The sequence below is a fragment of the Paenibacillus sp. DMB5 genome (assembly GCF_001517085.1).
Lineage (GTDB): Bacteria > Bacillota > Bacilli > Paenibacillales > Paenibacillaceae > Paenibacillus_AQ.
Window position 1 is genome coordinate 68995 of the sequence record NZ_LRAC01000155.1, and the last position, 26867, is coordinate 95861.

Consider the following 26867-nt stretch of genomic DNA (forward strand, 5'->3'; position numbering starts at 1 on the left):
GCAGTCCGGAAGCTTTTATACAAATTATAAAAGTCCGGTTAACGCACCCATTAGGTCCGGCAGCCTCCGATACCTTAAAGATATACTTTAGGTACTTAAACAGATAAACACATTCAGGAGGGGATTTCATGAGATCCGGTCAAGCCAGTTCCGGGGGGACGTTCGGGGCGGTGAAAAGAAACTGGGGGCTGTATTTGCTGCTGCTGCCCGCGGTGGTGCTGTCACTGCTGTTTGCGTACAAACCGATGTACGGGATACTTATTGCTTTTAAGGATTACAGCCCGGCTTTGGGGATTACGGAGAGTCCTTGGGCGGGGTTCAAATATTTTGAGAAGTTTTTTAACTCCTATCAGTTCTCGAACACGATTAAGAATACGCTGATTATCAGCCTGTACAGTCTTGTAACCTTTCCGATTCCGATCATACTGGCACTGATGGTGAATCAGATGCGGCCGAACCGGTTCCGGCGCTTTTTCCAGACCGTCTCGTATATGCCGCATTTCATCTCTACCGTGGTTATGGTCGGGCTGATGGTCATTCTGCTGTCGCCAAGCACCGGTCTGGTCGGTAACCTGTTCAGCCTGTTCGGCAAAGAAGCACCTGATCTGCTCGGCTCCTCGTCGCTGTTCAGCAGCGTGTACGTCTGGTCGGATGTGTGGCAGCATGTCGGCTGGGACAGCATTATTTTTATCGCGGCATTGTCTGCAGTTGACCCAAGTCTGTATGAGGCTGCAACCGTGGATGGCGCGAGCCGCTGGCATAAGGTGCGTTATATCGATATTCCGATGCTCATGCCGACGGCGGTTACGCTGCTCATTCTGCGTGTCGGGGGGCTGCTTGGGGTTGGCTTTGAAAAAGTGTACCTGATGCAGAACGACCTCAACGCCACATCCAGCGAAATTCTGTCCACTTATGTATATAAAATCGGTCTGCTCAGCAGCCAGTACAGCTTCTCGTCGGCCGTCAACCTGTTCAACACCGTCATTAACTTCATTCTGCTGATTATCGTCAACCAGATTTCCAAGAAGATCAGCGAAAACAGCCTGTGGTAGAAGGAGGAGTTCACAATGGGAGTACTTACACCTGCAGTTAAAGAGTCAAAGGGGAAAATAAAAAACAACCGCTCCTCCGATACTGTGATGGAAGTTGTGCTGTACGTGATTGCGGTGCTGTTTCTGATTATTCTGATTTATCCGCTCTATTTTATCGTTATCGCTTCCTTCAGTGATCCTTCGGCGGTGGCCGGCGGCCAGGTCTGGCTGTTCCCGAAAGGATTCACACTCGACGGCTACAAGGAGCTGCTGCGCCATAGTAATATCTGGATCGGCTACCGCAATACCATCCTGTATACGATCGTCGGCACGCTTATTGGTCTTGTTGTTAATATCTCGGCAGCCTATGCGCTTTCGCGTAAAGATCTGAAGGGACGCAAATTCCTGTCGCTGTTCTTTATTTTTACGATGTTTTTTAACGGCGGACTGATTCCGACCTTTCTGACGGTCCGTGATTTTCATATGTATGACACGTTTCTGGTCATGGTGCTGCCGTTCTCGGTTGGCGTGTATAACATCATTGTTGCCCGCACGTTCTTCCAGACCAGTATTCCGGGCGATCTGTGGGAGGCGGCGCAGATTGACGGGTGCGGGAATCTCCGGTTTTTTACGGGGATTGTGCTGCCGCTGTCCAAGGCAATTATTGCCGTGCTGGGCTTGTGGATTGCCGTCGGCCACTGGAATTCCTATTTCAACGCCCTGATCTATCTCAAAAATCCAAATCTGCATCCGCTTCAGCTGATCTTACGCAACATCCTCATCACCAACCAGATGCAGTCCGGCATCGGGTCCGGCGAGGCGGCGCAGCTGGCTTTGCGGCTGGCTAATATGATGCGGTACTCCGTCATTATTGTGGCTACGGTTCCAATTATGTGCGTGTATCCGTTCATCCAAAAATACTTTAACCAGGGGGTTATGATCGGCGCGGTGAAGGAGTAGTTCTTACCAGTGCGTCGGTTTTAGCCGGAAATGAGGTCATATTGTTATGGAAAATATTATGCAGGAGCAGCGTCCGCTGCCTGAGCATCTGAAGCTGGCGGTGCGGCCTGTGGCCCGTCCTGAAGCGATAATTGAAGGAGAAGACTTCCGGATCACTGTTCTGACTCCGCAGCTGCTTCGCCTGGAATACCATCCTGCCGGAAGGTTCGAGGACCAGGCGACCCAGACTGTGCTGAACCGGGATTTTCCGGTGCCGGAGTTCCGGCTGATTGATCACGGCAACAGGCTGGAGATTATTACGAAGCGGCTGCATTTGAGCTATGACAAGCAGCCGTTCTCCCGCTACGGGCTTAATGTACGTGTGCGTAACAGTTCAGGCCACCTGATGGGGGTCTGGCATTACGGCGACACACCGCAGAATCTTGGCGGCACGGCCCGGACGCTGGATAATGCGGACGGGGCGATCCCGCTGGAGCCGGGTCTGATGTCACGCGGCGGCTATACAGTAGTAGACGACAGCCGCTCGCTGCTGCTGGAGGCGGATGGTCAGGTTACGCCGCGTGAGGGCGGCGGGCTGGATTTGTATTTTTTCGGGTACGGGCATGACTATCTGGAATGCCTGAAGGATTTTTACCGGCTCAGCGGCCCGGCGCCGCTCCTGCCGCGCTATGCGCTCGGCAACTGGTGGAGCCGCTATTATCCTTACAGCGCAGATGAGTATCTGGCGCTGATGGATCTGTTTGAACAGGAGCAAATCCCCTTCTCCGTCGCGGTGATTGATATGGATTGGCACCTGGTCGATGTCGATCCGCAGTACGGCAGCGGCTGGACGGGCTATACATGGAACCGCAGGCTTTTCCCGGACCCGCAGCAGTTCCTGGCCAGGCTGCATGAGCGGGGCCTGCATGTAACGCTGAATGTTCATCCGGCAGACGGCGTGCGTGCCTTCGAGGACCCTTATCTGGCGATTGCCGCGGAGCTTGGACTGGACCCGGAGAAGGGCGATGCGGTGGAATTTGATATTACCGATCCGAAATTTCTGCAGGCCTATTTCAAATATCTGCACCATCCGCTGGAAGAAGAAGGCGTCGACTTCTGGTGGATCGACTGGCAGCAGGGCGGTGTCACCCGGGTGCCGGGGCTGGATCCGCTGTGGATGCTGAACCACTATCACTATCTGGACAGCGGGCGGCGCGGGAACAGACCGCTGACGTTCTCGCGTTATGCGGGGCTGGGCAGCCACCGTTATCCCGTAGGCTTCTCCGGTGACACCATCGTCACCTGGGAGTCGCTCGCATTCCAGCCGTACTTTACGGCGAGCGCGGCGAATGCTGGGTACGGCTGGTGGAGCCACGACATCGGCGGCCATATGCAGGGCTATCTCGACGATGAGCTGGTGATGCGCTGGGTGCAGTTCGGCGTGTTCTCGCCGGTGCTGCGGCTGCACAGCTCAGCCAGCCCGTTCAACAGCAAGGAGCCGTGGCGGTTTAACCCGGTTGCGGAAGCGGCGATGAAGGAAGCGCTGCGCCTGCGGCACCGGCTGATTCCCTACCTGTACACGATGAACCGCTACGCGAGCGTGGACGGGCTGCCGCTGGTCCGGCCGCTGTACTATCATCATCCGGAGCAGCCGGAGGCTTATGGGGTGCCGAATCAGTACTACTTCGGCACAGAGCTGATGGCCTGCCCGGTCACTTCACCGGTAGAGCGCCGGACAGGTATGGCGGAATTTACCGCGTGGCTGCCGGAGGGCCGCTGGTATGACTTTTTTAGCGGCCGGAGGTATGACGGCGGCCGCAGCATGTCGTTGTACCGGAATCTGGATAGTATTCCGGTGCTGGCGAAGGCAGGGGCGATTGTTCCGCTGGCTGACCTCAGCGGATACACTTCGTCCACGGCGAACCCGCGGGAGCTGGAGGTTAAGGTGTTCGCCGGAGCAGACGGCCGCTTTCACCTGTGGGAGGATACGGAGGAAGCGGCGGGGGCGGTGGACGTTGGGGGTATGTGGCAGCGCCGGGAGGACGGTGGAGTTGCGTCGGGAAACGGAGAGAGCGTTGAGTCTGCAGTGGATGGCATGAAGCACAATACGGCTGCATCGCAGGAACGGGAGGAGAGCTGGTGCGTTACGGAGATGGCTCTAAGCTGGGCGGATACCGCCAGCTTTACGATTCATCCGGCCAGCGGCAACCTGGCTGCCCTGCCTCCGCTGCGCAGCTGGAAGCTCTGCTTTACCGGCGTGGCCGAAACGCAGGTGAAAGTGCTGGCCGGCGGTGCGGAGACGGCAGCGGAAACGGCGTATGACCATTCCACACATACTCTTACGGTAACGATCCCGGAGACTGCGGTATCCACCGCAATTACGGTTGAACTCGGCGGCGCGCGCCTTGCGGCTAACCGGATTGAAGAGGACGTATTCGCCCTGCTGAACCGGGCACAGATTGAGTTCCAGCTGAAGGAGCAGATCTACGGGCTGGTGCGATCCTCCGCCACAGCGGCATCAGCGCTGGCTTCCCTGGCTGCACTCAAGCTGGAGCAGCCGCTGTTCGGGGCGCTGTGTGAGATTTTGACGGCGGGCTTAGGCTGACCGAGCATTACAGATAATAACAGCACTCAGCTTTGTGCGTATGCATTTCTTTTATCGGAGCCGGAATAGTTGTACAATTTGCAGTTACATCCGGGAGGTCAGTCCTCGCGCGATGTAACTGCATTTTGTGCGAATACACTTTTTTTATAACCGTTCTCTCCAGCTTAATTCGTTAATTATTAGGATATTATTAGGTTGTCCGATTATCGGAGAAGGTGATCTGAATGCTGGAGGAATGGGTATGTCTATCGAATTAATACCGGTAACTATTGAGAATTGGTATGATTGCACCCGATTAAAAGTAAAGCAGGAACAAACCGGTGTTTTTCCAGCCCCTGTCGTTTATTGGATAGCAGAGTCCAAATTCGTTCATGACTATGAGCTTCGCGTAATCTGTTTTGAGGCTTTGCCTGTAGGTTTTCTTGTTTATTGCCGAACACCTGACGCAGACGGTAACCATTGGATACCCGCACTCATGATCGATGAGAAGCATCAGGGAAACGGTTTTGCCAAAAAAGCAATGCGAGCATTGATTGAACATATGCGTCACCTTGGATGTCAGAGGCTAATGATCGGGCACAGACCCGATAATCACACTGCAGGGCATCTGTATGAGTCTCTGGGTTTTCATAGAGTAAGCGATGAAATCATTGAAGGTGAAGTGATAAGGCTGCTGGAGCTTAACTAAACCATATCCGCAGCAGGCCGTAATGATAAAATATTTGCAATCAGCCTTTTAAAAAGCATAGAAGAAGCTTGCATTCCTTTCCCATAAAAGCTATTATAGACTCATTAAGTCTGTAATAGAGGTGGAACATGAAATACTCCAAAGCGACGAACTATGCGCTGCATACGATGCTCTTTCTGGTGGCTGCTTCCCCTGATAAGCCTGTGGGCGTGCAGCAGCTGGCTGAACGGCAGCATGTATCGCCGACGTATCTGTCGAAGATTCTGACCAAGCTGGTGAAGGCGGGGCTGATCCAGTCTGTATCCGGTGCGAACGGCGGGTATCAGCTTAAGCAGAAGAAGGATGATATTTCTTTTCTTGATGTGATCCATGCGATTGAAGGGACAGCTTCGCTGTTCGACTGCACGCTGAATCACTCCAGTGAATGCCTGATCCAGCAGGTGATGGTGGAGGCAGAGAACCGGATGGAAGACTATCTGCAGAATAAGAAGCTCTCTGAGCTTGCTGCAAAAGTAACGGTGGATTTATAAGCGCCGTTATTTTTATGGCTTGATTATAGATATAAGAAGTCTATTAAGTCTTTTGTATAATCAGCAGTGTGTTATAGGTATTATCAGCAGTTTACTAAATGAAAAGGGATGATAAGGCATGAATAATCATTTATTTGATGCACAGGTATGGGAGCAGGCATGGAAGGAGGACCCGAAATCCTACATTAATTTGACAAGGAAGGCTGGAGTGGACCCTACCCGTTCATTCGATTCAAAAGCGGCTGCGTTCAATGAAGAGGTGTTCAGTGAAGGCGGCAGACAGCGGGCAGAGCGGATTATCGGCTGGATGGAAGGGCAGGGCGTTGATTTTAACGGATTGACGGTGCTGGATGTCGGTGCGGCTTCGGGCGGGTTCAGTGTGCCGTTTGCCGAGCGCGGAGCGAAGGTAACCGCTGTTGAGCCTAACGCGCTGCTGGCCGATTTGTTTGAAGGCAATAAAGCCCGTGTCAGCCCGGGAAAAGCGGAAATCAACCTGGTACGCGAAGCTTTCGAGGATATTGATCTGGCGGCCAGGGGCTGGGAGCAGGCGTTTGATCTTGTATTTGTCTCGATGTGTCCGGCTGTGTCGGACTGGGCAGGCGCGGAGCGTGTGATCAGCTGTGCAACACAGTACTGTTATATCAGCACTTCAGCCGGCTCCAGGCGGCATAGTCTGCTGAATGAGGTGCTGCCGCAGATTACCGGGGAGACGGCGGCACTTGGCGAAGCCTCCGAAATGGCCTATCTGCTGAATCTGCTCTATCTGAAGGATTATGCATATGAGTCCATTGTGACCAAGGAAATGAAGAGTACAGAATACACTGTAGAAGAGGCGATTGACGAGGTGCTACAGTTGCTTAAACACCACCGGCTGGCAGACCGCGGGGATACCCGGAAAATCGTTTCCGATTATTTGCGAGCTGCGTATCCGGATGGAAAGGTGACTGTGCAGCAGGGCGGCCGTTTCGGCAAGGTGCTGATCCGGCTGCGGGATGAGAATATGTACAGCAGAACTAGATAAGCTACATGTAAAAGAGCTTTGCCGTAGGATTCGGGCAAAGCTCTTTTTTAATTCCCGAAAAACGAAGTACTGAGGTTAAGATTGGTCCGCTGCCGCATCGCATTTAGCCGCCGCTTGCATCCCATGCCTCCAGCAGCGGACCGGCCTTGCCGTAGACCGGATCACTGTCCGGCAGCGGAACCTTGGCGATCTCGGGCAGCGCCGCTGCGAGATCCTCCGCGGTAGCCCGGCGGGTGTTGTAATCCACCCCGCCGGGATAAGCGCCGGCGACGCGGAAGCCGGCGGAGCTGTGCAGCAGCTTGTGCGCCGTGCCGGCCGGCAGCACCAGCACATCTCCGGCCGATACCTCAAGCGTCCGGCCGGCATCCCCGCCTAGCTGCAGGCTGGCGCTGCCGGACATCACACCCAGCACCTCATGCGCGTTGCTATGGTAATGATGGTAGCTGAACACGCCGTCCTGCCAGCTGTTCAGCCAGCCGTTGTCATTAAAGATCTGCTCGGTGCGTTCAGGATGGTCCTGCAGGGCACCTGTATACACAATGACCGGCAGCACCGGGTTATTCGGCAGCAGGCCGTCCTGCGGGAGCAGAAACGTCTCAATGGCTCCGTCCGGAAGCTGCCGGCCGTTATCAGCCTTTGACATGATTATCGCCTCCTGTTCTTCAGATGTCATTACCCTTTACAAGCTGCAGCGCAACGGATTGTTATCTTCGGTCCGGGAAGGGCGCCAGACCGGTCAGCCTGTGCCGCGCAGCACCGCAGCCGCAACAAAAAGCAGCAGCCAGTCACCGGAGTGATCAAGCTGCTGCCTTTTTATTCGAAAAGTCTTATTTTCTTATTCTACCGCCAATTTCTTGGTATCCATGGCTTCCGGTGCGGCTTCTCCTTCAGCAGGCGCTTTGTTCGTGGAACGCAGCGGCAGCTCTTTCAGGAAGAACACGAGCACGAAGGCAAGACACAGGACGATGGTTCCTGTCAGGAATACAGTGGACAGGGTCTGGCCCAGTGCATCACGGATGCTGTCAATCATCTGTACGAAGATTGGCTGAACATCAGCAGGCAGGCTGGCTTGCGTCTGCTCCAGCAGCGGTTTGTTCATCAGCGCCTGCGGATTGGCAAATGCGGTCATCTGCTGGGCAACCGTCGGATCAAGCTTGCTGAAGTCGGCCGCCGACGATGAGGTCAGCGCTTCTTTTAGATGCTTGGTCAGATTGTTCGACATTACAGTACCCATTACCGCGATACCGATTGTACCGCCAAGGTTACGGAACAGCTGAGTGGAGGCCGTTACTGCGCCAAGCTCGGTGTGGGATACGGCATTCTGGGTAGCCAGTGAGAAGACAGGCATCCCGAGCCCGAGGCCCAGACCGAATACGATCATACTAAGCACAGCCATCGGCACGTTATGCATGATTACCATAATGCCCATACCGGCAACCATAATCGGTACACCGATCAGGGCGAAGCGTTTGTATTTTCCCTTTTTGGCAATCATCTGGCCGGTCAGGGCGCTGGCTATTACCATTACGATGGACATCGGCATAGTCACATAACCTGCATACGTCGCGGAAATTCCAAGTACACCCTGTACAAAGAAGGACAGGTAGATCATCGCGCCCATCATACCGAAGTTCATCAGGAAGCCGATCAGGTTGGAGATCGTAACTACACTGTTTTTGAACAGGTGAAGCGGCAGGATCGGGTTTTTGGCTTTGGTCTCAACAAAGATAAAGATAATTGCTGATACTACAGTGGCAGCCAGCAGGCCGAGAATCTGGGCAGAGCCCCAGTCATATTCAGTACCCGCCCAGGAAAAAGCAAGCAGCAGCGGTACAATGGTTGTTGTCATAAACAGGGAGCCAAGGTAGTCGATGCTGGTCGACGCTCCGCGTTGTGCTTTTGGAAACAGGGCCAGGATCATGCCGAATGCGACCACACCAAGCGGGAGGAAGATCCAGAACAGCCAGTGCCAGTCGAGATGGTCAATCAGATAACCGCCGAGTGTCGGTCCAAGTACGCTGGAGAAGCCGAAGACTGCGGTCATCAGGCCCATCCACTTGCCGCGCTCACGCGGAGGGAACAGGTCGCCTACAGCGGTAAAAGCTGAAGACTGGATGATACCGGCGCCAATACCTTGAATACCACGGTAAGTGATGAACTGGAAGACGTTATCGGAGGTACCTGTTAAAAAGGCGCCGACCATAAAGAGCAGAATACCGACCAGCAGGAACGGCTTGCGCCCGAACATGTCAGAGAGTTTGCCGACGAGCACGGTGGCAATCGTCGAGGTCAGCAGGTAAATATTAATGGTCCAGGTATAGTAGTCCATACCGTCAAGAATGGAGATGATGCGCGGCATAGCCGTGCTGGTAATCGTCTGGTTGATCGCGGCAAACAGCATTGCTGCCATAATGGCGATCATAATGGATAGCTTGCGCTTATCTGTTAAATTTTCCATAGTTGGTTTCTTCACCGTCTCTTTTATTTTTTGTCTAATTCCTTAATTAATATCCCGAAAATTCTTCTCAAATGCTCCATATCTTCTTCAGGCAAAATGCTGAAATAAGAATGCATAACCTCACCAAGCTTCGCCTGCGTTGCCTTGATTAAGGCTATTCCTTCGGCGGTCAGCGTGATTTGCATGGCCCGGCGTCTCCGGCGGCCCGCTCCTTCTGAATATAACCTTGAATAAGCAGCTGATCCGTAATTCCGGTAACGGCGGCAGGTGTCAAATCAAGCGCAGCGGCCAGCTGGGAGACCATCATCGGACCTTCCCTGGACAGGGTTTGCAGCGCCTTGGACTGGGTCTGGGTGATTGGAAAGCCTTGTTTGTTCCATTGCTGACCCAGCCCCTTCAGAAAAGTCTTAAAAAGGATGGGGAGTTCGAAATACCTGTCACGCTCCTGATCTGTCAATCCTTCACCTCCCGGACAATCATTTGAAAATACATAAACGGTTTACTAAATTAAAGATTTAATAATTAATCAAGAAATAATTAATCAATAAATAATTAACAACTTAATTATTAAAGCATGAAACAATATATCATCTCTGCAAAAATACGTCAAGAGCCAAACTAATTTTTTGGAGCACACAAAAAAGCTGTACCCGCACCAGCCTGGACTGATGAGAATACAGCTATTATTTAACCTGCCTGAGATTATAATTCGTCCACTTCACGCAGCCAGAGTGCGGCAGAAGCATCACTTGGCATCCGCCAGTCGCCGCGCGGCGAGAGGCTCACGGTACCGACCTTAGGCCCGTCCGGCAGACAGGAGCGCTTGAACTGCTGGGTGAAGAAGCGGGAGATGAACACCTTCAGCCAGGCCTTGAGCTGCTCTTTAGGGTAAGCTTCACCGAAGGCCTGCTGGGCCAGATAGAGCATTTTGCCCGGAGCAGCACCTGTCCGCAGCATATAGTAGAGGAAGAAGTCATGGACAATGTAGGGTCCAAGGATATTTTCGGTCAGCTGCACAATCTCTCCGGTGGCCGACGGCGGCAGGAGCTCAGGGCTGATGCCTGTCTCAATAATACTGTAGAGGAATTTGTTCACCGTCTCATCCGCCTCATGATCGGCATACCAGGCGACCACATACTGGATCAGCGTTTTCGGAATACCGGAGTTCACGCTGTACATCGACATATGGTCACCGTTATACGTACACCATCCAAGGGCAAGCTCGGACAGGTCGCCGGTACCGATGACGATGCCGCCGTTCTTATTGGCCAGATCCATCAGAATCTGCGTGCGCTCACGGGCCTGCACATTCTCATAGGTTAAGTCATGAACATCCTTGTCATGGCCGATATCTTCAAAATGCTGCAGGCAGGCCGCCTTGATGTCAACGACCATCATCGAAGCTCCGAGCGCCTTGATCAGGCCTACCGCATTATCGTAGGTCCGGTTTGTTGTGCCGAAGCCGGGCATCGTTACGGCCAGCACATCGCTTGCCGGACGCCCAGGCGCTCCATTGCACGTACAGCAACGAGCAGGGCCAGCGTGGAATCAAGCCCGCCGGAGATGCCGATGACCGCCTGCTTCGTTCCGATGTGACGGATGCGCTTCATCAGGCCGGAGGTCTGAATCGACAGGATTTCCCGGCAGCGCTCATCCCGCTGCTGCGGATTGCCGGGAACAAATGGGTTGACGGCAATCTTGCGGATCAGCGGACGGTCCTCCTGCTGCGCAGCCGGATCGCTGAACAGGATCTCGCGGTAGTTGCGGCCGCCCTTGCCGGCCCGGAATGTGCCCATAACGGAACGCGAATACTGCAGTCTTGGTACATCAATATCGGCAATGATGAGCTGGCTCTCATGGCTGAACCGTTCCGATTCGGCCAGCGTCTGACCGTTCTCGGCGATCAGCGAATGGCCGCCGAAGACGACATCTGTCGAGGACTCACCGGTATTGCTTCCGGCGTAGACATAAGCTGCCACACAGGAAGCGGACTGGCCGGAGACCAGCTGGCGCCGGTAATCGGCTTTGCCGACCAGCTCGTTGCTGGCGGACGGGTTGAACAGGAGCAGGGCGCCGGCCTGGGCCAGCAGGCTGCTCGGGGGAACCGGTACCCAGAGATCCTCGCAGATTTCTACGCCGAACGACAGATTGCCGTCACTTTCACTGGCAAAAATCAGATCATTGCCGATCGGCACTGTAACACCGCCCAGACGGAGCTCTGTAACCTCCAGCTCCTCGGCGGCTGCGAACCAGCGCGGCTCATAGAATTCGCTGTAGCCCGGCAGGCAGGTCTTCGGCACAATGCCGAGAATCTTGCCCTGCTGAAGGACAGCAGCGCAGTTGAACAGCCGGCCTTTGATGGCAACAGGCAATCCGGCGATAACGATCAGGCTGAGGCCGGCTGTTGCAGCTGTAATTTCATGCAGGGCTGCGATGGCTTCAGTCTGCAGCTTGGGCTGCAGGAACAAGTCTGCACAGGTATACCCTGTAATAGATAGCTCTGGAAGCACCAGGTATTCGACCTGCTGTGCATGAGCCTGTTTGATTACTTCAATAATCTGTGCTGCATTAAACCTGCAGTCTGCGACGCGAAGCTCGGGGGAAGCTGCGGCGACCCGGGCAAATCCGAATTTGTGCATGATTTCACCTATCCTTTGTATGAATGAAGCTGTCTAACCTAATTGTACCCATGATCCTGAGTAACTAACATATGTAAGGGGAGCGGAGCTCCATCGTCTATTTTACATGAAAATTCCTTGGGAGCACATAACAGCACAACTGCTCACGCCAAAAAAAGCACCCGCATGCTGCGGATGCTTACAAGACACTGTCGGGACGGCGAAAGCCTAAACTTCATTATACAGCCGGTGCAGAAGATCCACACTATCCTGTAAAAAGGGCTCCGTTGTGCTCTCCAGCAGTCCCTGGATATGAGGGCGTTTGTATTTCATGTACTGCAGAATAGGCGCAAAATGCAGCTGTCCCTGGCCGACAGGAACGATAACGATTTTGCCGTCCTCAACAGTGAAATCCTTGAGATGGATAACTGCAATCCGGTCGCCAAGCAGCTCCAGCGCCTCTGCAATAACAGCCTCCTGCTGGCGGTAATTATCCGGTGACATCAGGTTGGCGCAGTCCAGAATAATCTGCAGATTATTCGACGGAACCAGCTCGAGCAGCCGCTTCGCCAGCCTGGCGCTATGCAGCGGATGATTCTGGCCTGCTTCAATGCCTACGGTGACGCCGAACCGTTCAGCTTCCGCCACCATCCACTTTACTGACGCAACCACTTCCTGAAAGGCCTCCTCGGTAAAATTGTCCGGCGTATAGCCACTCCCGACGCTGCCCGTTTCTGTGCCGACCAGACTGGCCCCGAAGTCACGGGCCAGACGCAGATGTGTGCTGAAATCCTGCAGCGCCTGCTGCCGTTTGCCGGGATCAGGGTCAATGATGTTGACATAGCAGCCGAGCACGGCAATTTTGATGCCCGACTGGCGGAAGCTTTCCCCGTAATATACAGCCGTTCCTGGACTGAGCGAGGACAGGGAAGGGACACTGGCCGGGAATGATTTGCGCACGGCAAGCTGAATGTGGCTGAACCGGTAGTGCTTCAGCTTCGCGATCAGCTCCGGCAGGGAATGGCCGGGGAAATCATGAGCTCGGATACCGAGATGCAGCGGTATGTTCATTATCGGGCTGCCTCCTTATGCAGGTAAGGATGCAGCTCTGCAAGGGCTGTACACTGCCGGATGGCTACGGCCACAAGCGCAGCGATCCGCTTGGCGCCCTCGGAGCTGAAGTGCGTGTCATCCGTCACACCGTCCGGATAGTTAGGGTGCTGCCCCGGCGGCAGGTGCATCAGCAGATGCTGCGATCCCTGGATGCCAAGCTTGCGGTACAGCTGCTGGGAAGCAGCAAAAATATCAAGCAGCGGTGTCCCCGTCTCCTCAGCGACGGCGCGCATAGCCGCCGGGTAAGCGCCTACGGCCAGCGGATCGGGTTCACCGTCCGCTGTGAACCGGCGGCGGCTGACAGAGGTCAGCAGCACCGGATTGCCGCCGCGGCTGCGCGCGGACTCGATGTAGAGCCGCAGATTGTGCCTGTATTCGTTATCTGGATCAGTATAACGTAACGGGTCCTCCTGCTTTTCATCATTATGCCCGAACTGGATCAGCAGGTAATCGCCCGGCTGGAAATCCCGTTCGATGTCGGCCAGACGGCCTTCCGTAAGAAAGGATTTGGTGCTCCGTCCGTTGATCGCACGGTTATCAATAATGACTTCAGGGCTGAAGTGGGTCTGGAGATATTCGCCCCAGCCGGCCATCGGTTTGGCTTCCGCACCCTTCAGGGCGGCAGTAGAGTCACCGGCAATATAAAGTGTCGGCATATCAGAATTCCTCCTTCTTCGCTACAAAATGGTGTTTGCCCAGCCAGACCTCGCAGAGCTGCAGCCATTGCCGGCATTCAGCATTCCCGGCGGATAGTCCAAGCCCATGGCGTCCTTCTTCAAAGATATGCAGCTCGAACGGAATTCCTGCTTCCGACAGGGCGGAGGCAAATTTCAGGCTGTTTTCCACCGGAACACTGGCATCGTCGGCAGTTGTCCAGATGAAGGCGGGCGGACTATCCGAATTCACCTGCCGGTCAGTCGAATGGGCGGTAACCTCTGCTTCAGCCGGATTTGAACCCAGCATGTTCGTACGGCTGCCCATGTGGGCAAAGGGCTCCTCGAACGTAATGACCGGATAACCCAGAATCAGCAGGTCGGGTTTACGGGCGGGGGCTGCGGTGACTGCAGTTATGGCAGCGAGATGGCCGCCCGCCGAGAAACCGGTGAGGCCGACCTGTCCTGGCCGGACACTCCAATTCTTGGGCGCTTCCCGCACCCATGCCAAGGCGTCCTCGACATCTTTGATAAGTGAAGCCGGTTCGATGTCCTGTGTCCGGTATTTCAGCACTCCGGCATGAATGCCAAGGCTATTCAGCCATAAGGCAACAGGCTCGCCCTCATGCTGAGCCAGATGATGATAGCCTCCGCCGGGCAGAACGAGGATAAACGGTCGCGCCTCCTGAACCGGCAGGGGATAAAGGGAAAGGATGGAGGCGCCGGAATTCTCCGGCACAGCTCCATCCCCGTCAAGACATACATGCAGCATGCTTGCTCCCCCTACCCTTATTCCGCAGCCGGGAAGCCAAAGTATCCGGCAGCATTGTTGTAGGAGATATCCTGAACCAGCTGCCCTAGCAGCGCTGTATCATCCGGTGCTTCGCCGCGCTCTACCAGCTCGCCGAGCAGTCCGCACAGCACTCGGCGGAAATACTCGTGGCGGGTATAGGAGAGGAAGCTGCGGGAGTCGGTCAGCATGCCGACAAAGTTGCCCAGCAGGCTGTTGTCAGCCAGCAGGGTGAGCTGCTCGCGCATACCGTTTCTGGTATCGTTGTACCACCAGCCGGAGCCGAGCTGCATTTTGCCGGCGGTGTCCTTTTGATAACAGCCCATCAGCGCCAGCAGTGCCGGATAGTCCTTCGCATTCAGTGAATAGAGAATGGTCTTCGGCAGACCAGAGCTGCATTCCGCGCGGTCAAGCAGACTGGACAGGCTTTCGGTGATAGACAGATCATTAATGCCGTCATAGCCGGTATCGGGACCGAGCTTCTGGAACATAGGCGTATTGTTGTTCCGGTAGGCGTGAATATGCAGCTGCATCGTCCAGCCTTTATCATGATAGAAGCCGATGAGCTTTGTGAGCAGCTCCGTACGGTAGAGTGTGATCTCTTCGGCTGACAGCTCGGCACCCTCCAGGCGCTTTGCGAAGATAGCTTGTGCGTCAGCATCCGAACCCGCCCGGTAGCGGAGGACATCGAGGGCATGGTCGGACAGGCGGCAGCCACTTTCATGGAAGAAATCCACGCGGTTCTTCAGTGCTTCAAGCAGCTCAGCATAGCTGGTTACCGGCAGTCCGGCAGCCTTTTCCAGTGCAGCAATCCACACCGGAAAGCCCGGAGCATCAATGTTCAGCGCCTTGTCGGGGCGGAAGGTAGGGAACACGCTGAAATCCTTCTCGTTTTCTTTCAGCAGCTGGTGATATTCCAGCGAATCGGCCGGATCATCGGTGGTACAGATAGTCTTGACCCGGGAGCTGCGGATCAGTCCGCGGCGGGTGAATTCCGGCTGCGCCAGCTTGCGGTTAACCTCCTCCCAGATCGCCGGCGCTGTCTGCTCGTTCAGCGGTTCATTGACGCCGAAGAAGCGGCGCAGCTCCAGGTGGGTCCAGCTGTAAAGCGGGTTGCCTACCGCCTTCGGCAGCGTTCTGGCCCAGGCCAGGAATTTGTCGTAATCCGATGCATCGCCGGTAATATGTGATTCCGGTATGCCGTTCGCGCGCATCAGCCGCCATTTGTAATGGTCGCCGTACAGCCAGGCTGCAGTCAGGTTCTTGAACGGCTGGTCTTCGTAGATTTCACGCGGATCAAGATGACAGTGGTAGTCGATGATCGGCATCTTGGCTGCATATTCATGAAAGAGCTGCCGTGCAGGTTCGGTGGTCAATAAAAAATCGTCGTTTAAAAACATGATGACGCTCCCTTTATAAGAAATTTAGGATAAGAGATTATAGCGTAACCCCGGTCTTGAAAATAGCCAACTCGCGCACTTCGTTTTGCTCATTGCGTGTTTTCTGGCCGCTTGCCACGGCAATGATGTAGGAAATGAACTCCTCCAGCACTTCGGCCATCGGCACTTCCAGCAGAGGACCTGCGTTGAAGTCCATCCAGTGGCCTTTTTTGGCGAACAGCTCATTGTTGGTTGCAACTTTAACCGTAGGCACGAAGCTGCCGAACGGTGTACCGCGTCCGGTGGTGAACAGCACCAGCTGGCAGTCGGAAGCAGCAAGAGCAGAAGCGGCCACCAGATCGTTGCCCGGAGCCTGCAGCAGGCTGAGGCCTTTTTTGCGCAGCTTTACGCCATAATCCAGCACGTCAACGACAGGAGAAGTACCGGCTTTTTGGGTGCAGCCGAGTGATTTGTCCTCCAGTGTACTGATGCCGCCTGCTTTGTTGCCCGGCGAAGGATTCTCATATACCGGCTCTCCGTAGGACAGGAAATATTGTTTGAAATTGTTGATCAGGGAGACGATATCCTCGTAGACCTGGCGGCTTTCGGCACGGGCCATCAGCATTTTCTCTGCACCGAACATTTCCGGCACTTCAGTCAGTACCGAGGTGCCGCCCTGGGAAATGATGAAATCGGAGAATGCTCCCAGCAGAGGGTTGGCCGTAATGCCGGAGAAGCCGTCGGACCCGCCGCATTTCAGGCCGATGTTCAGCTCGCTGAGCGGAACCGGCTCACGCTTATCATCCTTTGCTGCATCATACAGCTCTTCAAGCAGCGCCAGTCCGGCTTCAAGCTCATTGCCGACCTCCTGGGCCACCAGGAACTTGACCCGGCTCTCATCATAATCGCCGAGAATACTGCGGAATTCGGAGACGATGTTGTTCTCGCAGCCAAGGCCGAAGACGAGCACACCGCCGGCATTCGGATGATTTACGGCATCCAGCAGGATGCTACGTGTCATGCGGTGGTCATCACCAAGCTGGGAGCAGCCGTAAGGGTGCTTCAGCACGGTGAGGTTGTCGAAGCCACCTAGGTCCGGGTGCTCCGCCTTGAACTCAGACAGCATCTGTTCGGCGATGCCGTTCACGCAGCCGACAGTCGGGATGATGAACAGGTCGTTGCGGATGCCGACCTTGCCGTTCGCGCGGCGGTAGCCCTGGAAGGTCAGGTCGCGTTTCGGATAGGTGACCGGATGAAGGTCTGGCACATATTCATATTCCTCTTCGCCGACCAGATTGGTCTTAATGTTATGCGTGTGAATCCAGTCGCCTGCTGCGATAGGGGCAATCGCGTGCCCGATTGGATAGCCGTATTTGGTGATGACGTCATTTTCGTTAAAATCGGTCAGGGCGATCTTATGTCCCTGGGGAATATCCTGGCCTGCCTGAACGGTCAGCCCGTCGATTTCAAGCTGCTCACCGGCGGTAACCGGACGCAGGGCTACAGCGACTGTATCGCGGGGATTCATTTTCATTAATCGTTTCATGCTGTCTGTCCCTCCTAAAAAAGTTGTTATGATCTCAAGCAGGAGGTATCCTGCCTTATTCTGATTCTTACGGACCGTAGAGCCCTTATTGAACTTGAAAGTGTATATTCCGATGGCTAACGGACCTCAATGCGCTTATTTCTTCATTTGTTGCCTGAAGGTGGAGAAATGACCGCCAATAAAGGCGCTGGTGTCCGTTAGCCTCATAATAAATGAACGTTAGGAACAATAAGAGCATCTCAGTCCGTTAGATGGGGTTTAAGCTTCTGGTTCAGCCAAACCTTTGGTTAATGAGGTATCAAAAGTACATTCAAATCCCGGTTATTTTTAATTCCAGTATTCTATTAGTTCACAGCCTGCTGCAGCACCGCACGGCTGTCGGTGTGGTCAAGCTCCTGCAGCTTCGCGGCAACGCCTTCTGCAAGTCCTGGAACCTGTGTCAGATCCTGGCCCCACAGGCTTTCATCAGCAAGGATCGTCTGCACGAAGCTGTCCGGATTGCTCCAGGCTTTGTCGAAGGCTTCCAGTACCTCAGCACCGTCTTGTCTGGCCACGCGGTCACCGCGGTAGCTGAGCAGCAGAGCGGCAAAAGCCAGTGTCATCAGCTCAGGCAGCTGGCCGCGCTCCTGACGGTAGCGGAGCAGCACCGGCAGCAGCCGGGACTTGAACTTGGAGATGCTGTTCAGTGAGATGGAGGCAAGCTCATGACGGACGAATGGATTTCTGAACCGCTCCAGTACAGCAGCGGAGTAGGAGGACAGCTCCTCGGCAGGCAGGTCGAGCATCGGGATCAGCTCATCGTTCATCAGCTCCTGCACGAAGCGGAAGAAGGTCTCGTCGTTCATTACATCCTCGACGGTTTCCAGACCGGCCATCATAGCCAGCGGAACCATTGCTGTATGCGGGCCGTTCAGCAGGTGAACCTTGCGCTCGCGGTACGGGGTCATATCGTCAGTGACGACTACGTTAAGTCCGGCCTGGGCGAGCGGCAGCTTCTCGGCCAGCCATGCCGGGCCTTCAATAACCCAGAACAGGAACGGCTCGGCGGTAACGATCAGATTGTCTTTGTAGCCCAGCTCCTCTTCCAGCTGGGCAGCCTTGTCACGCGGATAACCAGGCACGATCCGGTCAACCAGACTGCAGCAGAAGGTGTTTTCTTCCACAAGCCATTTATTGAAATCCTCGCCCAGCTGCCATTCTGCAGCGTACTGCTGCACGATTTGCAGCAGCTTCTCGCCGTTGCGGTCAATCAGCTCGCAGGGAATAATGATGAAGCCCTTTTTGCCCAGCTCAAAGCGTTTGTGGAGCAGTGCGGTCAGCTTGGCCGGAAAGCTCTTCGGAGGTGTATCCTTCAGACTGTCGCCGGCGCTGTAGGCAATGCCTGCTTCAGTTGTATTGGAAGTGATGAATTCCAGAGCGTCATCCTCAGCCAGCGCCAGATAGGCAGCGTAATCATCATAAAGGTTGATCACCCGGCTGACGCTCGTGATGATCTCCCGGGAGTTCACCGTCTGCTCCTGCATAATCCCGTTTAACAGCACGGTGTAGAGGTTATCCTGCTCAGCCATCAGTCCGCCGAGCCCCTGGCCGATCGGCTGAACGAGCACGGCGCTGCCGTTAAACAGCCCCTGGTTGTTCATCTGCTGCAGCTGCCAGTCTACAAAGGCGCGCATAAAGTTGCCTTCGCCGAACTGGATCATCCGTTCAGGATAGACGGGCAGGCCGGGCTGGGTGGTTCTGGATAGGCGGGTTGTCATGGTTTTCAACGTCTCCTTTAAATTTAAATAGATAAAGTTTAATTAATGCACACGTGAACATTTTTATCAGGAAGAAACGGATTCACCCTGCTGAATGAGAGGGGATCCGATTCTGCAAGAACAGAGATTGGCAGTTAAGCAGATGAGCCTCAGCGGTCTGCCACCGTATCGCGTACAACCAGCGACGTCTTGACAAACAGCTGCTGGGGCTTGGTGTCCGGCTGCAGCAGCAGCTGGATCAGCATCTTCGTGCCAAGCTCACTGATATCCGCAATCGGCTTGCGTACAGTGGTCAGGGCAGGATTCGTGTAACGCGCAAACATAATATCATCGAACCCGAGCAGGGAAATCTGCTGCGGAACGCTGATCTTATGGGCATAGCAGGCATTCATGGCCCCGATGGCCATATCGTCATTGGAGCAGAAGACGGCGCTTGGTGGCTCCGGAAGGCTGAGCAGCCGGGACATGGCGGCATAACCGCTCTCAATGCTGTAATCGCCCTGCACGAAATAATCTGAATTAAGCGGAATGCGGTGTGCGATCAGACTGTCCATAAAGCCCTGCTTGCGCTCGGTCGAGGACTTGAAGCCGGGTTTGCCTTCAATAATAGCAAGCTCCCGGTGCCCTTGGGATACCACGTAGTCGATGGCTTCCCTGACACCTTCCCGGTCATTAGCCACCACGTTCATAATGCCGGGATCCTCCAGCTGGCGGTTCAGCACGACAAGCGGGATGCCGATGGTTTTGACATGGTAAATAAAAGCATTATCCTCATCGCTCTGACTCATGACGAGAATACCGTCAAAGCGCTGCGGCTGAATGTTGCCGAAATTACGTACCCCGTCAATCCCGTGGACGGTCAGATTGTAGTTCTCGTCCAGCGCATGGCTGATACCCTTGATGGCATCCACCAGGAAGCTTGACGAGGTTCCCTGATCAATACTGGAGAAGAACAGCCCAATGGTGAAGGAACGTTTGGTAACGAGGCTCTTCGCATTGTAATTTGGCACATAGTTCATCTCGGCGGCAATCCGTTCAATCTTGTCGCGGGTGACTTTCTTGATCAGCGGGCTGCCGTTCAGCGCTCTGGACACCGTAGTATGGGAGACGCCTGCAACGCGTGCAATGTCTTTGATTGTTATCATAAGCTCTCCCCGGAAAAAATGAATTGTTAACGATTCCAGTGTATTCCTCAAACCCTGCCAAGTCAAGGAAATATTAAAATGCACACGTTAAAATTTTTGTTGGCACAATGATTAAGAAAGCGCTATAATCAACTTGTTTGTTTTCCGGGTATGAATGGAATTAATCCAGATTGAACAAAAAGGGGAGGATATGACCATGTGGGTAGGAAAAGAGGCCTTTTGCGATTACCGGACAATCCAGGAGGCAGTGGATGAACTTGAGCGCCGGCCCTCTCAGAAGCATGAGACACTGTATATTCTGTCAGGAGTATATGAAGAGGCGGTGCGGATCTACCGTTCGGATCTGACCATTGCCGGGATCGGTGAAGTTGTCATTACGAATAACCGTTACGCCCGGCAGCCCGATGAGACCGGGGAAGAGCAGGGGACGTTTGCCACACCGACCCTGTTCCTGAACGGCAGCAGGCTGGTTATCGAAAATCTGACTGTAGCCAATACCGCCGGACAGGGTCCGGAGATCGGCCAGGCACTGGCCTTGTATGCCCATTGTGATGAGACGGTGTTCCGTAATTGTACTTTCAAGGGGCATCAGGACACGATTTTTACCGGTCCGCTGCCTGCAGCGAACAAGCATGGCGGCCCCTTTGGCGGTATTCCGCTGCGCGAGCGCCATGAACAGTGCCGCCAGCTGTACTCCCGCTGCTATATTGAAGGGACGGTGGATTTTATTTTTGGCGGGGCAACCGCCTATTTCGAGCAATGTGAAATCCGCAGCCTGCGTTCCGCCCATGATGGCGTCGGTTATGTAACGGCAGCATCTACGCCTGAGAACCAGACATACGGCTATGTATTTGAGGAGTGTCTGCTGACAGCCGGTGATGATGTCTCGGGCATCTATCTGGGGCGGCCATGGCGCAGCTATGCGGCAACGGCTTTTGTGAATTGCCGTTTGGGTGCACATATTCACCCTGCCGGCTGGGATAACTGGGGCAACGTGGCCAATGAAGCCACTGTCCGTTACAGCGAATATGCAGCGTCAGGCCTTAGTGAGCTGCGGGGACAGCGTGCACCGTGGGCCTATGTGGCAGGGGCACGAGATGGTGCCCCGGATAAAGCGCAGGTCTTTGCCGGTACGGAGTTCTGGAGATGAGTGCACTAAGCAGGCCGGACACTGTGGAATCGAGGATTTTCCGGAGCGCGGTGCAGCAGGCATGCCTGATTATGAAGAGCTGTTTATGAGCCTGAAACCGTCCGTTTGTGCAGCCAAGAAAGCTTAGCCGACTCTGACACAGAGAGCGGAAAGATTTGAACATTAGCAGCGATCTTGCCGTCGACCTTCGCAAACCATGTAGTATCCGGATCATTCGTCCCGCCGGCGGAGGGCGGCAGCATCCAGGCACTGCATATGCATCGGTATACGCGTATTGCGGATAGCAGGGATACGTAAGTAAAACCCCCGGCCGAAGGTCCGAGGGTTTTACTTCGCCACTGGTTAAAGACCGATCCGAAATTAGGAGGGCCTGAACATGGCGAACGGAAAAGGCTTGCTGGAATGGACCCTGGTGGCCGAATTCCTGATTCCGGGGTGGGGGAACAAATCGTCATTGGTTCCCGCCGCCGCAAAGCTTTCGCGGCAAAGCCCACGGTCTCTCTAAGCTTCCGTATCCTTGCGCCATTCCCTCGGCGTCATTCCCGTCAGCTTGCTGAAGATTTTGCTGAAGTAGCGTCCGTCCTGATAGCCGACCATCTCGGCGACGGAGGAGATTTTATGCTGTCCGCCGGCGAGCAGCAGCTTGGCGTTGTCGATGCGGACCCGCTCCAGATATTCCGAGATGTTCTCGTTAAACACCTGCTTGAAGCGGCGGGAAACATATTCGCGGCTTAGAAAAAACTCGCCTGCTATTTCCTGCAGTGTGAGGTTATCCATGTAATGAAGGTCGATATACCGCTTAATTTCATAAATGGCGTTGTTCTCCTGCAGCCGGGAATCCTTCAGTATGTCCGCGATTTCCGCGAAGGCTTCAGTCCATTCCCTCCGCCATTCTTCAAGAGATAACCGACCGTTCTCATCCAGAGGAAACAGCCCGGGAGATGAAGAAGGTACAGGCTCGCCGGCAGCCGGCGCTTTGTCCTGAAGCAGCCGGGTTCTCAGCAGCCCGTATTCGTACCGCCAGTATTTCAGGTCCTCCCAGGTGACGGCAGGCAGCCGTCCGACCGCCTGAATCCAGTTGGACACCGCACGCCCGATTTGGGAGGCCTCCCCCCGGTGGACCGCCGTCGTGATCTGGCTGGCGTAATCGGCCAGCACGGTTCTCGGGGCAGGCGGCAAGGAGGAGGGCTCGCCGAAATGATAGATCAACGGCGAATCGTCCAGAAACGAGATGCCGCGGGCGGTTTGGAGCGTCTGCTGGAAGCCGGTGTGAACGCCCTGCGGAAAGGACACCCAGCTACTGCAGGCGAAGCGGAAACGCGCCCCGAGCACTTTGAACAGGGCTTCATTCATGGCTTTCAGCTTCGCGTCCGTCTGCCCGAGCTCCCTGGTCAGCAGCAGGACAAGCCCGTAATTGGGGTCCGTATGTTTAAAGGCATAGCCGCTGCGGGACGAGCCGATCACCTCGTTGCAAATATTGCCCATCAGAAAATGCAGCAGGTCGGGATTGCGCCCGAATTTGCCCAGCACGGCGCGCGGAAGCGGATCGGTCAGCAGCATGACGATCCGACATTCCGCCGCCGCGGACCATCCAAACGCAGCGCTCAGCTCGTCCGCGGCTCCCGGATGAGGCCGGGCCGGGAGACGAGGGATGAGAGCGTTTTATCCCAGTACATGGGCAGCGTTTTGTTGATCTCTACATCCTTTTGAATGTTGAGGCTGCGCGCTTCCTCGTCCTTGCGCCAGGCCTCTGCAGCATGGCCGAGCGCTTCGAGCAGCTCGCTGCGGCTGATCGGCTTCAGCAGGTAGTCCATCCCCCCGTGCTTGATTGTATTGCGGATATAAGCGTAGTCGTCATAGCCGCTGATCACGATCCTTTTGGAGGATGGGGCCTTGTCCTCGATCCACTGGAGCAGCGCCATACCGTCCACATTGGGCATTTTCATATCGGTAAAGATGATTTCCGGCCGCTCGCGCTCGATCAGCGCCATGGCCGATTCCCCGTCGCAAGCCTCCAAAACGTCCGTAATGTTATACTCCTCCCAGGCCACAAGAAGCCGGATTGAATCCCTTACGTCAGCTTCATCATCCACGATCAGCACTTTCATGGTGAACCGCTCCTTCCGTCAAAGGGATGCCGAGGTGCACGGAGAAGCCGCGAGGCTTCGCATGCCCGATCGTTACAGCTGCTTTATCGTTATAGAACAGGCGCAGCCTGGAGATGACATTGATTAATCCGATGCTGCCGCCTTCCGTGCCGCCCGGATTTCCATGGGCGATCCAACGCTGCAGCTCCTGCAGGCGCTCCGGGGTTACGCCTGGGCCATTGTCGGTGACCGTGATGCCGAGCATCCCGCCGCCATCCGCTACCGAAATGGAGATTACAGCCTGCTCCGCCGATTCAAAGCCGTGCTTGAAGCAGTTCTCGACAATCGGCTGGAGAATCATTTTAGGAATGGAGGTGCTCAAGTCGGGGTCACCGACGATTTCAATGCTGTAACGGAGCCTGTCCTTGAACCGCTGCTGCTGCAGTTCCAGGTAAGCCTGCACATGGGCGATCTCCTTGGAGAGCGGAACCACGGGCTCATCCGTGTTCATGTTGTAGCGCATCATGAGGCCGAGGGAAGAGGTGAGCTCATAGATCCGGGGTACCTTGTGATGCAGGGCGACGGAGCCGATAGACTGCAGCGTATTAAAAATAAAATGCGGATTAATTTGCGCCTGAAGCGCTTTTAGCTGATTATCCTTGTTGGCCAGCTCCAGCCTCAGCTCCCGCATAATCAGATTATCGATCGTATCGACCATGTTCTTGATCGCGCTCCCCAGCACGCCGACTTCGTCGCTGCGTTCCTGGGCGTCGAACTGGAGCTTTCCGAGCTTGATTTTGCGGATCGATTCGGTCAGCCGCTTGATCGGGGCTGTTACCATTACTGAGACGAACAGCGCAGCGGCAATCGCAATGAACAGAAAGGTCAGCAGCACGAGCATATTGATGCGCAGCACGCTCGAGGCGTTGCTGTACAGGTAGCTGTCGGGAATCTGCTTGGCGACAATCCAGATGCGGCCGATCAGCTCGAATTTCTCGAACACGACGATGCCGTTATAGCCGTCGTCCCCGCTCCAGTCGAAATATCCGGCGCCGGCGAAGCTGTAACGGGCATGCCGCAGCCAGGCGTGATCGGGTTTGGTGCCGAGCTCTTCTTCTCTGGAGGTGTAGATGGCGGTTCCGGTGTCGTCCAGCAGATAAATATTCTCCTCACCTTTTTCGTAGAGCATGTTCATGATGCTGCGGAATCCGTCCAGCTTGAAGTCGACCGACAGTACGCCGACCCGCTCCTTGAGCGGGGCCCGGTATACCGGGCGGTGAATCGTAAAGACAGTGTTGGAGGGACTGTAAGGGAATTCCTCCATGCCGTAGTTGTGGGAGGGGTGAGGCGGTTCCAGAAAGGGATCATTTTTGTCGAGAGGCTGTACGAAATGCCCCGTTAATCCCTCGCCTCCAGGCCCCCGCTTGAGATACCCGTCGATAAGCAGCCACGATTGGTCCGCCAGATCGGAATAAAGGTAAACCTGCTGTATATCCTTAGCGGATTGCTCAATGGCGTGCAGCCCGGAATAAATGTTGTTCTCGATCATAAAATCACTCCGGCCCTCAACTAAAATGTTATACAGGCTGTTCGTCATCCGGATGTTGTTATACGCATAAAGGGAGATGTTGTTCATCCCGTTCAGCTGTCCTATCAGACTGGTAGTTCCCTGGCGGATTGTATTGGAATTTTCGCGGATAGCGTCTTCCTTTAAAGAATGTTTGGTATAAAAATAGGAAATCAGGATCGAAGCCGCAATCGGCAGGAGAATGGCGGCCATCAGAAAGACGCTCAGCTTGTAGCGGATGCTGCTCCGAAAGCTCCGGTATCTCATGATCGGTCCCCTCCGTTTCCCGAATTGGTTAACAGTCTAGCATCGCTTCCGAGGCGGGTCAATAGGCTTCCTGACCGAAGCGTAAAAAGAAAGGGAGGTCACAATCTTACACATTTTTGGTCAACGCCGGCTGTATTCGCCCTCCCGGTGCGCTTAGTATACTGAGTGTGTAAAGCGCTTACACGAAAACACAAAGGGAGGTTATGGTATGAAAAAATGGTCGTCCATCTTTATGGCAGGCTCGTTATCGCTGGCGATGCTGGCCGCAGGGTGCTCGGGCGGCGGCACCAACGCCGGGAGCGCCGTGAATCCTACAGACACAGCGGGGTCCGGCGGCAAGGATGAGATTACGCTATATACCATTCAGTCCACGAACCCCAATTTCCAGGCCTGGCTGGACGAAGCTCAGGAGAAAAGCGGGGTCAAAATCAACTGGGTCGCCGCTCCGACCGATTCGGACACCCGTCAGCAGAAAGTTTCCACGATCCTTTCTTCCGGCGACAGCTCCGTGGACATTCTGGAGGTCAACGATGAAATGGCTACTTCCTTCAAGAACTCCGGCTGGCTGGAGCCGCTGCAGGACACGGTGCTGACCGGGGATATTATGGAGCAGCTGCCGCAAGGCTATATGAAGGATATGCTCACCTCCGCCAAAGGCGATGTGCTCGGCGTGCCAAGCTATACGGGCTATCTTGCGCTGTGGGTCGACCAGAAGAAGCTGGATGCGGCCGGAATGACCTCGATTGAGAACAAAGAGGATTTTATGAATTTCCTGAAGGCTACGACCAAGGACGGGCAGTACGGCTACGGCGGCTCCTGGGAAAAGACATACGTCTTTAATGAAATCGCAACCTTCGTCAATCTGTTTGGAGGCGATTACTACGACTGGACCAACGAGAACAGCCGCGAGGCGGTCAAATTTATGTATGACATGGCCAATACGTGGAAGGTAACGCCGGTCGACCAGATCGCGGATAAATACGAGCAAATGAACCAGAAATTTATCGACGGCAAATACGCCTCGGTATTCATGTGGGGAACAGGAACGGACTATAAGCAGGCGAACCGCTACGGTCCGGACCAGATCCATATGATCAATATGCCGGAATTCGCGAATCGCAGCATCTTTACCGACTCCTGGAGCTATGTTCTGAATTCGGCCTCCAAAAACAAAGAGGCAGCGATCAAGTTCCTTAAATACGCGGCCAGCGAGGACGGTGAGCTGAACGGCTGGAAGAACTTCGACCGTTATCCGGCCAGAGCCGATGTTGCGGCCAATGAAGCGGTGACCGGCGACATCAAGGAGATTTATACCGAGATTCAGGCTACCAACGAGGTGCGCGGCCGTCCGATGCTGCCACAGACGATGGAGTTCATCTCCGAAATGGGCACGCTGTTCCAGAACTATATCCAGGACAAAATTACTTTGGATGAATTCTGCACAAAAGCGCAGGAGGCGGTTGAGCGCTACCGGTAAATCATCCATGATTCACATCCAGCCTCAAAGGTTTCGCCGAAACGGG

Annotated in this window: 26 protein-coding genes; 10 read left to right on the forward strand and 16 right to left on the reverse strand. The window is 54.7% G+C overall.

Going from position 1 to position 26867, the window contains the following annotated elements; translation table 11 throughout:
- Positions 1 to 128 precede the first annotated feature (128 nt).
- From AWJ19_RS28140 to AWJ19_RS28165, 6 genes are all read left to right on the forward strand, one after another.
- The gene (locus tag AWJ19_RS28140) at positions 129 to 1052 is read left to right on the forward strand and encodes an ABC transporter permease subunit (RefSeq protein WP_068728504.1); all 924 of its coding nucleotides are present in this window, start codon (positions 129 to 131) and stop codon (positions 1050 to 1052) included.
- Between the two features lie 15 nt (positions 1053 to 1067).
- Entirely contained in the window at positions 1068 to 1991 is a 924-nt protein-coding gene (locus AWJ19_RS28145) for a carbohydrate ABC transporter permease (RefSeq protein ID WP_068728505.1), read from the forward strand.
- Positions 1992 to 2037: 46 nt separating this feature from the next.
- The gene (locus AWJ19_RS28150) at positions 2038 to 4575 is read left to right on the forward strand and encodes a TIM-barrel domain-containing protein (RefSeq protein ID WP_241781923.1); all 2538 of its coding nucleotides are present in this window, start codon (positions 2038 to 2040) and stop codon (positions 4573 to 4575) included.
- Positions 4576 to 4816: 241 nt separating this feature from the next.
- On the forward strand, positions 4817 to 5263 hold the full coding sequence (locus tag AWJ19_RS28155; protein WP_082708174.1) for a GNAT family N-acetyltransferase: 447 nt from the start codon (positions 4817 to 4819) through the stop codon (positions 5261 to 5263).
- Positions 5264 to 5391: 128 nt separating this feature from the next.
- Entirely contained in the window at positions 5392 to 5793 is a 402-nt protein-coding gene (locus AWJ19_RS28160) for an RrF2 family transcriptional regulator (RefSeq protein WP_039875398.1), read from the forward strand.
- Positions 5794 to 5911: 118 nt separating this feature from the next.
- Entirely contained in the window at positions 5912 to 6814 is a 903-nt protein-coding gene (locus tag AWJ19_RS28165; protein WP_068728506.1) for a class I SAM-dependent methyltransferase, read from the forward strand.
- 103 nt (positions 6815 to 6917) lie between these two features.
- Here AWJ19_RS28165 and AWJ19_RS28170 read toward each other — a convergent pair whose 3' ends face one another.
- Positions 6918 to 7457 carry a cupin domain-containing protein gene (locus AWJ19_RS28170; protein WP_068728507.1) on the reverse strand — a complete coding sequence of 180 codons (540 nt, stop codon included), beginning with the start codon at positions 7455 to 7457 and terminating at the stop codon, positions 6918 to 6920.
- On the opposite strand from AWJ19_RS28170, the gene AWJ19_RS35445 reads away from it, so the two are divergent.
- Positions 7456 to 7611, forward strand: a complete 156-nt coding sequence (locus AWJ19_RS35445; RefSeq protein ID WP_157890105.1) for a hypothetical protein — start codon at positions 7456 to 7458, stop codon at positions 7609 to 7611. The two genes, AWJ19_RS28170 and AWJ19_RS35445, sit on opposite strands and share 2 nt — an antisense overlap.
- A gap of 38 nt (positions 7612 to 7649) precedes the next feature.
- Here AWJ19_RS35445 and AWJ19_RS28175 read toward each other — a convergent pair whose 3' ends face one another.
- From AWJ19_RS28175 to AWJ19_RS28220, 12 genes are all read right to left on the reverse strand, one after another.
- A complete protein-coding gene (locus AWJ19_RS28175; RefSeq protein WP_068728508.1) occupies positions 7650 to 9272 on the reverse strand; it encodes a DHA2 family efflux MFS transporter permease subunit in 1623 nt (540 codons plus the stop codon).
- 23 nt (positions 9273 to 9295) lie between these two features.
- Positions 9296 to 9457, reverse strand: a complete 162-nt coding sequence (locus AWJ19_RS35450; RefSeq protein WP_157890106.1) for a hypothetical protein — start codon at positions 9455 to 9457, stop codon at positions 9296 to 9298.
- Positions 9442 to 9729 carry a MarR family transcriptional regulator gene (locus tag AWJ19_RS28180; RefSeq protein WP_082708175.1) on the reverse strand — a complete coding sequence of 96 codons (288 nt, stop codon included), beginning with the start codon at positions 9727 to 9729 and terminating at the stop codon, positions 9442 to 9444. Before AWJ19_RS28180 ends, AWJ19_RS35450 begins: the two co-directional genes overlap by 16 nt.
- 245 nt (positions 9730 to 9974) lie before the next feature.
- Positions 9975 to 10757 carry a hypothetical protein gene (locus AWJ19_RS37445; protein WP_277815846.1) on the reverse strand — a complete coding sequence of 261 codons (783 nt, stop codon included), beginning with the start codon at positions 10755 to 10757 and terminating at the stop codon, positions 9975 to 9977.
- Positions 10745 to 11911, reverse strand: a complete 1167-nt coding sequence (locus AWJ19_RS37450; RefSeq protein ID WP_277815847.1) for a nitrilase-related carbon-nitrogen hydrolase — start codon at positions 11909 to 11911, stop codon at positions 10745 to 10747. The genes AWJ19_RS37445 and AWJ19_RS37450 overlap by 13 nt, the downstream gene beginning before the upstream one ends.
- Positions 11912 to 12118: 207 nt before the next feature.
- Positions 12119 to 12961: a sugar phosphate isomerase/epimerase gene (locus AWJ19_RS28190; protein WP_068728509.1), complete on the reverse strand. Its 843-nt coding sequence runs from the start codon at positions 12959 to 12961 to the stop codon at positions 12119 to 12121.
- Positions 12961 to 13659: a rhamnogalacturonan acetylesterase gene (locus AWJ19_RS36995; protein ID WP_068728510.1), complete on the reverse strand. Its 699-nt coding sequence runs from the start codon at positions 13657 to 13659 to the stop codon at positions 12961 to 12963. The genes AWJ19_RS28190 and AWJ19_RS36995 overlap by 1 nt, the downstream gene beginning before the upstream one ends.
- Position 13660: 1 nt before the next feature.
- Positions 13661 to 14428, reverse strand: coding sequence for an alpha/beta hydrolase (locus tag AWJ19_RS37000; RefSeq protein WP_068728511.1), 768 nt, complete (start codon positions 14426 to 14428; stop codon positions 13661 to 13663).
- A gap of 17 nt (positions 14429 to 14445) precedes the next feature.
- Positions 14446 to 15846: a glucuronate isomerase gene (gene uxaC, locus AWJ19_RS28205; RefSeq protein WP_068728512.1), complete on the reverse strand. Its 1401-nt coding sequence runs from the start codon at positions 15844 to 15846 to the stop codon at positions 14446 to 14448.
- Positions 15847 to 15883: 37 nt separating this feature from the next.
- Positions 15884 to 17371 (reverse strand): altronate dehydratase family protein, encoded by a 1488-nt coding sequence (locus AWJ19_RS28210; RefSeq protein ID WP_068728513.1) that lies wholly within the window; start codon positions 17369 to 17371, stop codon positions 15884 to 15886.
- Positions 17372 to 17715: 344 nt separating this feature from the next.
- Complete coding sequence (locus AWJ19_RS28215) at positions 17716 to 19128, reverse strand: tagaturonate reductase (protein WP_068728514.1); 1413 nt, start codon at positions 19126 to 19128, stop codon at positions 17716 to 17718.
- Positions 19129 to 19277: 149 nt separating this feature from the next.
- The gene (locus tag AWJ19_RS28220) at positions 19278 to 20273 is read right to left on the reverse strand and encodes a LacI family DNA-binding transcriptional regulator (RefSeq protein ID WP_068728515.1); all 996 of its coding nucleotides are present in this window, start codon (positions 20271 to 20273) and stop codon (positions 19278 to 19280) included.
- A 196-nt stretch (positions 20274 to 20469) separates the two neighbouring features.
- Here AWJ19_RS28220 and AWJ19_RS28225 point away from each other — a divergent pair, with 196 nt between their 5' ends.
- Positions 20470 to 21423: a pectinesterase family protein gene (locus AWJ19_RS28225; protein WP_068728516.1), complete on the forward strand. Its 954-nt coding sequence runs from the start codon at positions 20470 to 20472 to the stop codon at positions 21421 to 21423.
- Positions 21424 to 21799: 376 nt separating this feature from the next.
- Complete coding sequence (locus AWJ19_RS37455; RefSeq protein WP_277815848.1) at positions 21800 to 21928, forward strand: hypothetical protein; 129 nt, start codon at positions 21800 to 21802, stop codon at positions 21926 to 21928.
- Here AWJ19_RS37455 and AWJ19_RS28230 read toward each other — a convergent pair.
- The 3 genes from AWJ19_RS28230 to AWJ19_RS28235 are packed head-to-tail and all read right to left on the reverse strand — an operon-like array spanning position 21925 to position 25344.
- Positions 21925 to 22983 (reverse strand): helix-turn-helix domain-containing protein, encoded by a 1059-nt coding sequence (locus AWJ19_RS28230; protein WP_082708176.1) that lies wholly within the window; start codon positions 22981 to 22983, stop codon positions 21925 to 21927. The genes AWJ19_RS37455 and AWJ19_RS28230 overlap by 4 nt on opposite strands.
- Positions 22984 to 23027: 44 nt before the next feature.
- Positions 23028 to 23531 carry a response regulator gene (locus AWJ19_RS34380; RefSeq protein ID WP_082708177.1) on the reverse strand — a complete coding sequence of 168 codons (504 nt, stop codon included), beginning with the start codon at positions 23529 to 23531 and terminating at the stop codon, positions 23028 to 23030.
- Positions 23509 to 25344, reverse strand: a complete 1836-nt coding sequence (locus AWJ19_RS28235; protein WP_068728517.1) for a sensor histidine kinase — start codon at positions 25342 to 25344, stop codon at positions 23509 to 23511. The genes AWJ19_RS34380 and AWJ19_RS28235 overlap by 23 nt, the downstream gene beginning before the upstream one ends.
- Before the next feature lie 208 nt (positions 25345 to 25552).
- Between AWJ19_RS28235 and AWJ19_RS28240 the strand changes: the two genes are divergently transcribed.
- Complete coding sequence (locus tag AWJ19_RS28240) at positions 25553 to 26821, forward strand: extracellular solute-binding protein (protein ID WP_068728518.1); 1269 nt, start codon at positions 25553 to 25555, stop codon at positions 26819 to 26821.
- Positions 26822 to 26867 lie beyond the last annotated feature (46 nt).